The following is an 11563-nucleotide window of genomic DNA, read 5'->3' on the forward strand; positions in this document are numbered from 1 at the left end:
GCAAGACCAACCGTAGCAAACCACCCAAAGGAGCCGCCCAGACAGTAGACTTATCCACATCCGAGCAGTCCATTTCTTCGTCAACCTAGTGGCTCAGTTTTGGACGTGACGCCTGGCTCAGTTTTGCTCGTGATTCAACACAAAGAGGTTGGCTTGAAGCTGCGTGCAGCGTCGATGGTTCAATGATGCGCGTCCGTCCTTTCGCGTTCAGTGGGCTCGTCATGGCGGCACTGTGCCTAAACGGCTGCGGTGGCGGTGCAGGTAGTCCAGGGGATGGTGTGAGTACCAGTCCGTCTAAAGACACCTCGCATGGTGCATTCACGGTAGCGATAGACGGTGGCGCCAACCGAGACGTTGAGCATCTTTATGTAACGGTGAAATCTGTGGCTTTGCATACCAGTGCCAGCCAAGCCTGGAGCAGCACGGACTCGACGTGGAAAGTGATTAACCTCAGTACGCCAGTGATCGTTGACCTGGCGCAGCAGGGCACGATTACAAAGTTGTTCGAGGATAAGGCTGTGGCAGCAGCCACCTACGCGCAGATCAGACTTTTCACATACGGCAGTTTGGATGCGCTGGTCAAAGAGGCTGCAGCGAAGGGTTTGACGTATAACGCGCAGGTGCAATACAAGGACGGCGATGGCGCGTCGCAAATCGCTCCCCTGGAGTCCGCTGATGGCGGCGCTGGTTGGAAGTTGACGCGGTCTTTCGTGGTTCCTGCCAACGATGCTTATTACATGCTGATCCAGGCTGATGTCGATCACAGTTTGGTTCGCGTCGCGACAACTTCTGCGGGACGGTATCGATTCATCTGGAATGCCAAGCTGGATAGCTACGAAATGGCGCTGGGGATCGGCCCGGCTATCCAGGGCAGTGTGACGCTTTGCCCCGACGCTATAAATCCGACCACTTGCGCCAGTGATGTCGTCGTGAGTGCTCAGCGCTACAACCCCGGGTCAGGACGCTATGAAATAGTGCGCCAGACGATGGTCAACAGTTCCGGGGCGTTTGGGATTTATCCATTGCCTGCAGAGACGAGTTTTGATGTGGTGATCACGGGCCGTCGCATGAAGACAATGGTCATTCGTGGGGTGACTGTTCCTGCGTTTGAGCATGTCGCGGTAGAAGCACCCGTCAATCTGGGATCTTTGACGCCTTCAATTACCTCATCGTCACTGCGTTCAGTGCAACTGTCCACGGCCCTGTCTACCAGTGAGCAAAAGCGCGTCTATTGGGGGCAAGCCGTCTCAGGTGGCACAGGCACATATGAAATCATGGGGGTGAATGTGGATCCCGATACGGGTGTTCTCGCACGCCCATTCGTCTTGCCCGATGGTGGCTTGAGAGTGGCGACTTTTTCCGCGTCGGGTAGCACGCTAACGTTCAGCGATGTGGATCCGACGGAGGGGGCGGAGAACTTCACGGCCGTGGTTGTGGGGATGACAAGCGGCAATGTGGCCATCACTACACCCGTGGCGGCCGCTTCGGCAGTGACAACGAATGTGTTTTTGAATGATTTGACACCCTGAAAACACAAAAGCCCTCAAGCTTTCGCTTGAGGACTTGTGTTGGTGCGGCTGGCAGGATTCGAACCCACGACCCCTTGGTTCGTAGCCAAGTACTCTATCCAACTGAGCTACAGCCGCTAAAAAATTTCTCGGTTCACCTTGATCTTGCGATGTTGGTGCGGCTGGCAGGATTCGAACCCACGACCCCTTGGTTCGTAGCCAAGTACTCTATCCAACTGAGCTACAGCCGCCGAGAAGTGAGACTATAGCATGCTTTTGTTGTGCGTGTGAAGAGTTGTTGTGTTTTTTCTAAATCAGTCGCGTTCTGGGACGGCTGAAAGTCGGAAGAAACGCGCGGCTTCTTCGGGGCGATGCTCGCGTTCTGACAACTCACCGAGCTTGGCCCAAGCGGTGCGCCGGCGCGCCAAATCGAGCTGCAGGTCGTTGGCGGCCGACAAGAGCATGCCGCGTGCCTTGCCCCACAGTTGGCGCTCAGCCAGGGCGAGCCCCAGGGTGAGTGCAATGATGGGGTTGCGCAAAGCCAGTGGGGTGGTGGCGTCCAGTCGAGGCAGCCACTCGGCTTCCAGGCCCAACAAGTTTTCGCTGAGTGCACCGGACAATGCTTCAACTGCGTCAGAGGGCAGTTGCCCCAGCTTGTCCCAGAACGGTGCAATCCACTGTCTGGCCTCGATGTGTGCGCCCATCATGCCCATGCGGTGCGCCGCGTACGCCACGATCAGCGGATCCTGCTTGTCCTGTTTGTCCAGCATCTGCCAGAGTTGGCGCAACTGATCTGCGTCTCGGGCTGCCTCTAGCGTCTCTGTTGCCAAGGTGCGGAGCAATCCTTCTGCCGCGGTCGAGGTGAACCCTTGGTGTTTGGCCAGAAGGCGCGCGGTTCGCAAGGCTTCCACAGGCTGTCTCGCCAGTCGAGTCGCTTGCAACTTCAAGCGCAGCGCCTGCGTTCTGCGTGCGACGCCAGGAGGCAGTTCGCTCAAATCACGCAAAGCACGGTTGGCATCGCGATCCTCCAGCGCCCACTCTGCACCCAGCAGGCGGGCGCCTTCTTCTGTCGCCCGTGGCTTGCGTGTCAACTGTGACATGTCCAGCGCGCGCACCAGTTGTTCATCTCGGTGGGCGCGGTCCTGCAGGCGATGCAGGCTGCCGGCAGACAGAAGGTGTGCCAAGGCAGTGAATTCCGCATCCAGTGCCAGATCAGGGGTGTCAGCCTGAATGGAGATGGCCTTTTGGCAGGCTTTGTGTGAACGCGTATAGCGTCCTGCGAGGTAAAGGGCCAGACCCTCTCGCAGTGCAGCCTGCGCCAGACGGTCTCTTTGTGCGGTCCGCCATTTCTTGGCGCGTTCCGGCAAAGCCAGCAGGCTGTCCAAGCCACGGATCAGCGTGTAGATGGCCAGGAAAAAGAGGATCAGGCTGAGCAGAAACAGGTTGAGTGAGATATCTGCTCGCCAACCCAACCAATAGATCATGACCAGACCGTCGTTCGCGCCGAGCGCGGTGGCGCCAACGACAGCAACGACAGCAAGGAGGAGTAACCAGACGATGGAACGCATGAGTGTGGCTGTCCTTTTGTCGGGTCAGCGACCGCCTGACACGGCTGCCAATGCGGCCAATGTGTCGTCGGGGCGTGGCAAGGCAGTTTGCTGGCACTGGGCGATCACATCTTTCACCATGGATTGCAGCAACTGGGTCTTTCTGGACTCGGTGTCGAAATAGCGTGGAATGGCTTGCGAGACTTGCTGGAGATCAGCGGTCGCCAGTGCGGTTTGGCGACTCAGGATGGCCAGCCGGGCATTCAACAGGCGCAGTTTGATGTTTTCACGCAAGAAAAAGCCTTGCTCTGGCGACACCAGCATGCCTTCAGGTTGGTTGATCCGCGTCAGGCGGATCAGTGTGCGGGTTTCATGCCAAACCGTATTGGCTGCACTTTTGGTCCAGTTCAACATGCCTTGTAGCCAGGATGGCTCGGCGTCTGATGCCTCGGTGGTTGGCGAGGCGGCAGCCGGCTGACTGGCTGCGGTGGATTTGATTTTTGCTGCGGGCGTGGCCGCTTTGCCCGACGGTGCCGCGGCAACCACCGCAGAGGGTTGATTGAGCAGGGGGACCTCGTCAATCAGTCGAGCAGCCTCATCCAGATGGATGCTCAGTGCACTAAGGTCCGCGATGCGTGTGGCCTTCACGCGGTCCAGATCTTTGGCCACTGCTCGCCGGACGTTGTCGAGACGGGGTTGGTTGGCGCGACTGAGTCGCGTGTCAGCAGACTGCAGCGCGGTGACCAGCGGTTCAGCGCTGCCTGTCAGGGTGGCTTGTTGGGTGGCCACGCGCAGGCTGGCGTCAATGTCAGCCAGAAGGTTTTCATCCCGAGATTGGCTGAGGGTGCGGATCAGGTCCTCCACCTGCGTGCGTTGCAGCGCCACCTCCGCGAGGCGGGTTTCGAGCAAAGCGGTGCGCGCGGCCGACTCGCGAGACAGTTCTTGCGCCTGTTTCGCCAGCACGTTCGCCTCGGCGGCACGTGTTTGCGTGTCCTGCTGACGGCGCACCAACTCTTGTTCGAGTCCTTGGACGCGCTTTTGTGCTTGCCAAGCGACCCACGCACTGCCTGCCGTGGCGAGGCACAGGGCTGCAGCAGCCCAGCGTACCCAGTTGGCGGTATGGGGTTGAACCGTCACGCTCGACACAGCGACTGGCGCAGATGTTGGCGTGGCTTCGGGGGAGGGGGTGTTTGCGTCGCTCACAATGAATTCATTGTATAGACGTGCCGCTTTGATGCCATCTCAGGGAGACGTGGCTGCACTGTGTTGGCGTAGTGCCTGAACCACGGCATCAAGGGTGGGTCTGCATTGGATGATGTGGTCGATGCCCAATTTCCGGGCACTTTCCGCGATTCTCGGGTGCGTGCACAACGCGCTGGCGTTGCGCCAAAGCGAGTCGGTAGCTTCCGCGATGGCTGGCAGGTGCGTGTGCGTGAGGTGATCAATCGCTTGTGAACTGCTAAAGAGCCACAGATGTTGATCCGGCGACTGAATGGCTGCTTGTGCCAGTGCGGACTCACGGGAGGTCCAGGTGCCGGCGCCTCGCGTGTAAGTCAGGAGTGGCAAGACGTGGGCGCCGCACTGGGTGAGCTGATCGGCGAGCCAGTTTCGGCCTTGTGCTTCTCGGGCATCGCCACCGCTGATGATGCGGACGGACTGCTGTGACCACGGTAATGGACGCAGCAACGGCCACAGTGACTCGGAGTCAAACTGTTCGGCGTTCACGTCCGGGCAAACAATGGTCTCGCGTGCCAAACCGCATGTGGCACCCAGTTCCGATAGGACGCGTGCCGTTCCGGGGCCAGGGCAGGCCGCGAGGGTGGTTGCGGGCCAGAGGCAGTCTGCCGGGCGCAGACGGAAAAACCACTCGGCCGCCGCAGGGCTGACGAACATCAGCAGCCGATGGGTGTGCAGTTGCCGCCAAGTTTCCACCACGGGCGCGGGATCAGTCGGGCCCGAAATTGCCATCAGCGGCAGGGCTTGCGCGTCAAAGCCTTTCGCCTGAAGGTTTGCGACCCACGCCGACGCTTGTGGCTCGGGACGGGTCACCAGCAGGCGCATGTCCATGACCTGCTTCAAAGTGTCAGTGCTGCCAGCCATTCTGGGCCAGCCTGCTCTTTCAGCGCGGCGGCCACGCGGCGACCCATCGCGTCCGCATCAGCGTCGGACTGAGGGCAACTGCTCACTTCTGCGCAAATGATTTGGGCGTGCTCAGGGTGTCCGAGCAGTGCGCGAAGATGCAGCGTGTCGCCGTGCCATTCCGCAAAGGCGGCCAGCGGCATGGAGCAACTGCCCCCCATGGCCCGCGATACGCCGCGCTCTGCCAGCGTGGCCAGCCATGTTGGTTGATGCGTGAGCAACTGCAGGGCGTTCATAAGCTCCGGGTGGTTGCTGCGGATCTCGATGCCCAGTGCGCCTTGTCCGGCTGCAGGCAGCATGACATCGGTGTCAATCACTTGTTTGATGCGTGCGGCCAAGCCCAGGCGCTTCAGCCCCGCTGCGGCGAGGATGATGGCGTCGTATTGCCCGTCATCAAGTTTGCGCAGGCGGGTGTCCAGGTTGCCGCGCAACGCTTCGATTTTCAGGTCTGGCCGCTGCGCCCGAAGCTGCACCAGTCGACGCAGGCTGGATGTGCCAACGATGGCGCCCTGGGGCAACTCCTCAAACGTGTTGAAGCGGTTGGACACGAAAGCGTCGCGAGGATCTTCGCGCTCCATGATGGCTGCCAGGACAAAGCCCTCGGGCAACTCCATGGGGACATCTTTCAAGGAGTGAACGGCCAGATCAGCCCGGCCTTCTTCCAGAGCGACTTCGAGTTCTTTGACAAACAAACCCTTGCCGCCGACCTTGGACAATGCCCGATCCAGAATCTGGTCGCCTTTGGTGGTCATGCCCAAGAGGTTCACGGTGCGTCCAAAGCGACGTTGCAGGATGTCGCGGACGTGCTCGGCCTGCCACAGGGCCAGGCGGCTTTCGCGGGTGGCAATCACCCAAGGAGTAGATGTAGACACGGTCATGAGCCCGATGCTATCAGCCGATCGGGCTCATGAATGCGATCAAGGTCAATCCTTGCGCGGAGCAAGGGCCAGATGACGCTTTTGTGTTTGATTGATGTACTGCTGGAGGCTCCGGTCGCCGGGGTCCAGGTCGTGGATCTCGCAACCCAGTCGGAAACCTTTGATTTCTGGCAACGGAGTGGCGTGATGGATCACGAGGCTGACATCCAGCCAGGTTTCCTCGTCCAGTCGCAACTGGCAGTTGGGAACCTTCGTGCCGGAGGCGATGGCAGGGACGTTGTCGGGCAGCAGCAGCGCGACACCACTCAGACTGACATCCAGAACGCGCAAGGCAACCATGTCGTCTGGGCTGGCTGGATGTTGGAAGCTGGCGACAGGACCGGTGCTGATGAATGGCTTGACCCGAAACGCCGAACGTCTCTGAAAACGATACAACTCGCGCGGATAGCGGGCATTGATGATTTCGTGTTGTCCGCCATGGACTTGAATGAGTCCATCAACTTCGAACTGCACCTTGATGCTGTCAAGATACGCCACAGCCTGCACCTCTCCTGAGGCGAGGAGGGCGCGGAGTCCGGTGTTGCGGCTGTCGCCACTGAAGCTGATGGTGCCGCGAGGTTCGTCGACGCTCCACAGCAGGGTGGTGTAACTGTGTCCTTCTGGGCCGCTGAGCGTGATCAGCGTGTTGCTGCTTTGCATCTGGCGCAAAAGGCCATTCACCTCCACGGAGGAGGTGAGGCGGAAATCATCCAGCGCTGCGTCGGCAGCGCGAGAGGTCAAGGCATTGCTCATGGAAACACGAAGATCAGTGCATCTTGTGCGGCTCTGTAGGGGCGCCCATCATACGACCAAGGTCGTTGATCCATGGCTCGGCCAAGTTGCGAATCTCGGCATCGTTCACGAGAATTCTTTGCATGATCCTCGTCTTGAGTGCCATTTCGTCCTGCCCAAGGACGCGAGACTCGGACGCATGCTTGAGTTGGGCGATCAACACGGCGCAGGCGCCTTCGAGTTTGACCACCGTATCCCAGTCGCCGTTGCGGGCGGCGTTGAGCATGTCGTGGCTCGCGTGCTCGATGGCTTCGTAGTAACTCAGAAGGTTACTGGTCAACACATCGTCTTCTGCGGCGGAGATGAGTTCGGGGGCGTTCATGCTCGGATCTCCATGGCTGCGCGAGGGGCGTCGTTGTGGCCGGGGGCGACAGCATCCCAGGCTTCACGAATCGGAGAGAGCAGTCGGACGCATTCATCGAGTGCATCGACGTCGTTACGGAGATTGGCTTGCGTCAAACGACGTGTCACGTACTCGTACAGGTCGTTCAATTGTTGAGCCAGTTCACCGCCTTGCTTCAGATCGAGGCTGGCTTTCAGCCCTTCATCGACGATGCGGACGCATTTGGTGATGGCAGCGCATTTCTCGCCGATGTTGCCGTTTTGCATGGCAACACGAGCCTGCCCAATGCTTTGGAAGTACCCGTTGAAGAGCATGCTGATCAGTTGGTGATCAGACGCGCCGTTGACCCCGGTTTGGACGTCAATCTGGCGGTATGCGTTGCTCACATTGCGCGAACTGAACATGCTGACTGATGAACCTGTGGCGGTGGCGTACATCTTGAGACTCTTGCGGTTGGTGCTGATAACAGCGTTGATTTGTTATCGGCATCAACGTGTGCAGCTTGAACGCAAAGGGTGCTCAGGAACCGTTGAATTGGCAGGGAATCAGGGGTTGTTTTCGGGGATCGAGGCCTCTGTGTAGCGCTCGATCAAGCGCTGCTTGGCCAAGGGGCTCGTTCCTTGATCCTGACTGGCAGGGGTGGCCTGAGACGGCTTCGTCACAGTGTTCTGTGCGGACGTCTGAATGGAGTTGTTGCTCACCATTTGCGCCATCGCTTGCAGATTCACACCTTCGGATGGCAGTTTTGCCAGCGCGGTATCCAGCTTGCGTTCATCCAGTTGCAATGCGCCTTGATCATCCATGCGGATGCCCAGTTGCGCGAATTGTTGCTTCAACTCGGGATGCTCGGAAGACTGCCAGATGCTGGCCAGGTTCGTCTGTACCGCTTGCGCATCATCGCGAACCGGTGAATCGCCGCGTGGCCGCTCTTCCAGTTGCTGCTGAAGTTCATTGAAAGACGACACGAAGTCGCGAGCCAGGCTCTTGAGGCTGGCGCGGTCGGTGTCGACCTTGATGTCGACAGGTTTGTCGCTGACGGCCTTCAAGGTCAGGTCCACCCCAGCAACGGCATCCTGGACCAGATTGGACGATGACGTCATGGCTTGTCCATCAATGCTGAGTTCGGCATCCTGTGCAGCTTGCGCGAGTTTCATGCCCTCCGCGCTCGCGACCGGATTGAAGCCCAGCGACTGAAGGGCTGCGGCCTGTGTGGGCTCAGCGGATGCGGCGGTGTCCACGGAAACCTTGAAGCCGTGTTGAGCGCCAGATCCTGACGAACGGAGTAGCAGGTAGGTGCCTGTGGCATCGCTGATCACATTGGCAACGACACCCACGCCTGCGGCGTTGATGCGATCGCGCAGCTTTTCAACGCTGACGTCCCCAGGCCCGGCTGTGACACTGGCCTTGGGCCAGTTGGGGTTGGGCGTGAAGCTGCTGAGGCTTGAATTCCACTCACCCAGCGACAAGTTGATATTGCCAATGCCAACGGTGGTAGAGAACGGGGCGAACATGGTGGCAGTGGTGACCTGGGGCGATGCCAACTGATCAACCTGAACCGAGAACTTGACGGATGGCGCGTCGACCTTGCTGGTTGCGCTGACGACATCTGGCTGGCTGCTGAATGCGGCTTTGCTCTGCCAGGTGGCAGGTTGCGCCATGCGCATGCTGCTGTCCACCACAGCCGCCAAAGCGTTCTGAAGCATGCCGTCTGATGAAATGCGCGCTTCCGTGTCAACGGAGGTCACCGCATCCGAAATTTCGGATTTCGGACGAGACGCCTGCGCGACAGCACCGACCATCAGACCGGGGTCGATGCCATCTACTGTTGCTGAAGGTGTGACCGAAGCCATGATGCAGCCCTGTTAACCGCGGTGGTGCTTTTCATAAATCGAAATAAGCATGGATTTGCTGCTCATTTCGATGGATTTAAGCTCTCTATCGGCAGGCGTTGCGAAAACTTAAGGTTTTCAGGCTTGATCAACTGCTGCTTTTGTTCGCTGCGTTCAGCGAATTGATCATCTGCGTCACGTAGTTGCTGGTGCTGCTGATCTGGGACATCTTGGTGTCCAGTGCCGAGTACTGTGCGCGCAAGCGCTTTTCGTACAGCGTGGCGCGTGCATCCAGTTCGTCTTGCCGCTTGCTGTTGTTCTTGACCAGTGTGTTCAAACCGGTCGTGCGACTGGTCAGCGGTCCTTCCGTACCCAGAAGTTCATCTGCGAGCGACCGAAAGCGGGTCGCGAAGCCGTCTGCGCCACTGCCTGTGGTGTCCGCTGCAGAGAAAGCCTTTTTCACTTCTGCCAGATTGCTCAGTGCGCTCGTCAGTTTGGTGCTGTTGACGGTCAGTGCGCCGCCGCTTTGAACCTGAAGCCCCAGACTCGACAGTGATGTGAACACGCTGGAAGCGGAGCTGTTGGCGCCCAGCAATGTCCGAAGCCGGTTGCCCATCCCGACGGCGGTCGAGTCACCTTGAAGTGTTGCGGCCGTCTTGGTGCTGTCGTCGTACTTCGTGTTGGATTTGATGGTGCTGTAAAGCGAGCTGTAGGCCGTGGCAAAGGCCTGAATGGCTGCCGTGATGGTGGTGTTGTCTTGATCGACATTGACGCTCACAGCTGTGCCGCTGACCTTGCTGACCTTGATGTCGATGCCAGTTAGTGCACCAGAGATGGTGTTGGTCTCGGAGTTGACGGCAACGCCATTGATGGTGGCCGATGCGTTGGTGGCTGCTTGCGTGCGCGTGGTGCCCGTGGTGCTGTGTTCTGGGTCAAATGCGAGTGCGGCGACACCGGATGTGCTGCTGGCATCGGCTTGAACTCTGAAGCCGTTGGAGGCGCCTGTGGCCGTCGAGTTCATCACCAGCTTGGCGGCACCTGTGCTGGCATCCTTGACAATCGATGCCTTGACCGCTGCACCACTGCTGTTGATCTTGTCGCGGATGCCCTCAAGCGTATCGGTGTCAGCAATCACGATGCTGACCGAAGAGGTGCCGGATTTCCGCGTAAATGTGTTGTCGGCCGCCCATGACCCAATGTCGATGGTCAACGTGCCAGAGCCAACGGTTGAGGTCGACGAGGCCACGGAGGCGTTGGTGACCGTGGTTTGCGCTGCGGCGAGGCTGCTGACTACAACCGAATAGTTGCCAGTTGCTGCGCCGCTGGAGGTCGTGACTTTGGCAACCGTTTCGTCGGACGATGTCGCGGCGGTGCTTGCCCAGAGGTCGGGAGACGTCAGTTTGGCTGCGGCATCTCTCAGCGTGGAAACCTCAGACTGAATTTTTCCGAAAGCCGAAATCTTGCTTTGGATGGTGCTGGCTTCGGTCTGCAGCTTGGTGATCGGTTGGCGCTCCAGGGCAACCAGCTTCGTCACGATGCTTTCTGCATCCAGGCCGCTGCCCAGTCCGAGAGACGTCAGTGTGGCGGAAGTGGTGCTGGTCATGATGCGCTCCAGATTCGGCTAAGGGCCGAGCAGATGTGCAAATGGTTGATTCTGCCAATCGCAGACATCAGCCATTTCGTCGCCGCGACCCGAAACTTAATGGTAGCCGGCTTGGCGAAGATGTAAAGATCCGAAATCAGCCGCCCAGAAGCTTGAGCACTTGTTGTGGCAACTGGTTGGCCTGGGCCACCATGGCGTTGCCAGCTTGCTGCAGGATCTGTGCTCGTGACAGGTTCGCTGTTTCTGCTGCGAAGTCTGCATCCATGATGCGGCTGCGTGCGGCAGTCTGATTTTCTGCGGCCACTTGCAGGTTGGAGATGATGGCGTCAAAGCGAGACTGCGTTGCGCCGAACGTCGCCCGGGTGTCATTGACGAAGTCGAGCGCTTTGTCGATGCCGTCAATGACCGTTGCGAGTGAGCCGACGGTCGCGGTGCTGTCGATCACGTTGCGGCCGGAGCCCGTGTTATCGGTACCTGCCACGGAGGAAATCAGTGCCGCTGCGCCCATGTTGGTGGTCGCCACATCAATGGTGTCGTCCCCGGATGTGTTGGCGCCAATCTGGAAGGTCAGGGTGCCGGCATCGCTGCCGATGATGTGCTTGCCGTTGAAGGTGGTGCCACCGATCACGCGCTGAATTTCCTTGGCCAGTTCGCCGAACTCTTTGTCCAGAGAATCCATGTCGCTGGAGGAGTTACTGGCGTTGCGGGCCTGAACAGCCAGTTCACGCATGCGTTGCAGCGAGTCACCAATCTTGCTCAGTGCGCCTTCTGCCACCTGAGCCAGCGAGATGCCATCGTTGGCATTGCGTGCAGCCACATTCATGCCACGGACCTGAGCGTTCATGCGCTCGGCGATAGCCAGGCCGGCAGCATCATCCTTGGCCG

Annotated in this window: 11 protein-coding genes, 2 tRNA genes and 1 pseudogene; 2 read left to right on the forward strand and 12 right to left on the reverse strand. The window is 59.1% G+C overall.

Annotated features, from left to right (window positions below; translation table 11 throughout):
* Nucleotides 1-89 (forward strand): annotated as a pseudogene (locus ACMV18_RS02175) (ATP-binding protein); the annotation flags it as partial.
* Nucleotides 90-182: 93 nt separating this feature from the next.
* Nucleotides 183-1529 carry a DUF4382 domain-containing protein gene (locus ACMV18_RS02180; RefSeq protein ID WP_420816510.1) on the forward strand — a complete coding sequence of 449 codons (1347 nt, stop codon included), beginning with the start codon at nucleotides 183-185 and terminating at the stop codon, nucleotides 1527-1529.
* Between the two features lie 40 nt (nucleotides 1530-1569).
* On the opposite strand, the gene ACMV18_RS02185 is transcribed toward ACMV18_RS02180, so the two are convergent.
* The 12 genes from ACMV18_RS02185 to ACMV18_RS02240 all read right to left on the reverse strand — a co-directional run.
* A tRNA-Arg gene (locus ACMV18_RS02185) sits at nucleotides 1570-1646 on the reverse strand.
* Nucleotides 1647-1682: 36 nt separating this feature from the next.
* Nucleotides 1683-1759, reverse strand: a tRNA-Arg gene (locus tag ACMV18_RS02190).
* A 63-nt stretch (nucleotides 1760-1822) separates the two neighbouring features.
* A complete protein-coding gene (locus ACMV18_RS02195) occupies nucleotides 1823-3076 on the reverse strand; it encodes a heme biosynthesis HemY N-terminal domain-containing protein (RefSeq protein ID WP_420816511.1) in 1254 nt (417 codons plus the stop codon).
* Between the two features lie 24 nt (nucleotides 3077-3100).
* Nucleotides 3101-4258, reverse strand: coding sequence for a uroporphyrinogen-III C-methyltransferase (locus ACMV18_RS02200; RefSeq protein ID WP_420816512.1), 1158 nt, complete (start codon nucleotides 4256-4258; stop codon nucleotides 3101-3103).
* Nucleotides 4259-4297: 39 nt separating this feature from the next.
* Nucleotides 4298-5122, reverse strand: coding sequence for a uroporphyrinogen-III synthase (locus ACMV18_RS02205; RefSeq protein ID WP_420816513.1), 825 nt, complete (start codon nucleotides 5120-5122; stop codon nucleotides 4298-4300).
* 8 nt (nucleotides 5123-5130) lie between these two features.
* The gene (gene hemC, locus ACMV18_RS02210; RefSeq protein WP_420816514.1) at nucleotides 5131-6072 is read right to left on the reverse strand and encodes a hydroxymethylbilane synthase; all 942 of its coding nucleotides are present in this window, start codon (nucleotides 6070-6072) and stop codon (nucleotides 5131-5133) included.
* A gap of 45 nt (nucleotides 6073-6117) precedes the next feature.
* On the reverse strand, nucleotides 6118-6864 hold the full coding sequence (locus ACMV18_RS02215; protein ID WP_420816515.1) for a flagellar brake protein: 747 nt from the start codon (nucleotides 6862-6864) through the stop codon (nucleotides 6118-6120).
* A gap of 13 nt (nucleotides 6865-6877) precedes the next feature.
* The gene (locus tag ACMV18_RS02220; RefSeq protein WP_374256335.1) at nucleotides 6878-7225 is read right to left on the reverse strand and encodes a flagellar protein FliT; all 348 of its coding nucleotides are present in this window, start codon (nucleotides 7223-7225) and stop codon (nucleotides 6878-6880) included.
* The gene (gene fliS, locus ACMV18_RS02225; protein WP_420816516.1) at nucleotides 7222-7683 is read right to left on the reverse strand and encodes a flagellar export chaperone FliS; all 462 of its coding nucleotides are present in this window, start codon (nucleotides 7681-7683) and stop codon (nucleotides 7222-7224) included. Before fliS ends, ACMV18_RS02220 begins: the two co-directional genes overlap by 4 nt.
* A 108-nt stretch (nucleotides 7684-7791) precedes the next feature.
* Complete coding sequence (fliD, locus tag ACMV18_RS02230) at nucleotides 7792-9096, reverse strand: flagellar filament capping protein FliD (RefSeq protein WP_420816517.1); 1305 nt, start codon at nucleotides 9094-9096, stop codon at nucleotides 7792-7794.
* A gap of 127 nt (nucleotides 9097-9223) precedes the next feature.
* The gene (gene fliD / locus ACMV18_RS02235; protein ID WP_420816518.1) at nucleotides 9224-10678 is read right to left on the reverse strand and encodes a flagellar filament capping protein FliD; all 1455 of its coding nucleotides are present in this window, start codon (nucleotides 10676-10678) and stop codon (nucleotides 9224-9226) included.
* 136 nt (nucleotides 10679-10814) lie between these two features.
* A partial coding sequence (locus ACMV18_RS02240) for a flagellin (protein WP_420816519.1) occupies nucleotides 10815-11563 on the reverse strand: 749 nt, incomplete at its 5' end.

The organism is Aquabacterium sp. (assembly GCF_048860245.1).
In the GTDB taxonomy this organism is placed as follows: Bacteria; Pseudomonadota; Gammaproteobacteria; order Burkholderiales; family Burkholderiaceae_C; genus Aquabacterium.

Excerpts from the sequence above, each read along its gene's own strand:
- fliS (WP_420816516.1), bottom strand. The coding sequence starts at position 7,683 with ATGTACGCCACCGCCACAGGTTCATCAGTCAGCATGTTCAGTTCGCGC.
- hemC (WP_420816514.1), bottom strand. The coding sequence starts at position 6,072 with ATGACCGTGTCTACATCTACTCCTTGGGTGATTGCCACCCGCGAAAGC.
- fliD (WP_420816517.1), bottom strand. The coding sequence starts at position 9,096 with ATGGCTTCGGTCACACCTTCAGCAACAGTAGATGGCATCGACCCCGGT.
- fliD (WP_420816518.1), bottom strand. The coding sequence starts at position 10,678 with ATGACCAGCACCACTTCCGCCACACTGACGTCTCTCGGACTGGGCAGC.
- ACMV18_RS02205 (WP_420816513.1), bottom strand. The coding sequence starts at position 5,122 with ATGGACATGCGCCTGCTGGTGACCCGTCCCGAGCCACAAGCGTCGGCG.
- ACMV18_RS02195 (WP_420816511.1), bottom strand. The coding sequence starts at position 3,076 with ATGCGTTCCATCGTCTGGTTACTCCTCCTTGCTGTCGTTGCTGTCGTT.
- ACMV18_RS02220 (WP_374256335.1), bottom strand. The coding sequence starts at position 7,225 with ATGAACGCCCCCGAACTCATCTCCGCCGCAGAAGACGATGTGTTGACC.
- ACMV18_RS02180 (WP_420816510.1), top strand. The coding sequence starts at position 183 with ATGATGCGCGTCCGTCCTTTCGCGTTCAGTGGGCTCGTCATGGCGGCA.
- ACMV18_RS02215 (WP_420816515.1), bottom strand. The coding sequence starts at position 6,864 with ATGAGCAATGCCTTGACCTCTCGCGCTGCCGACGCAGCGCTGGATGAT.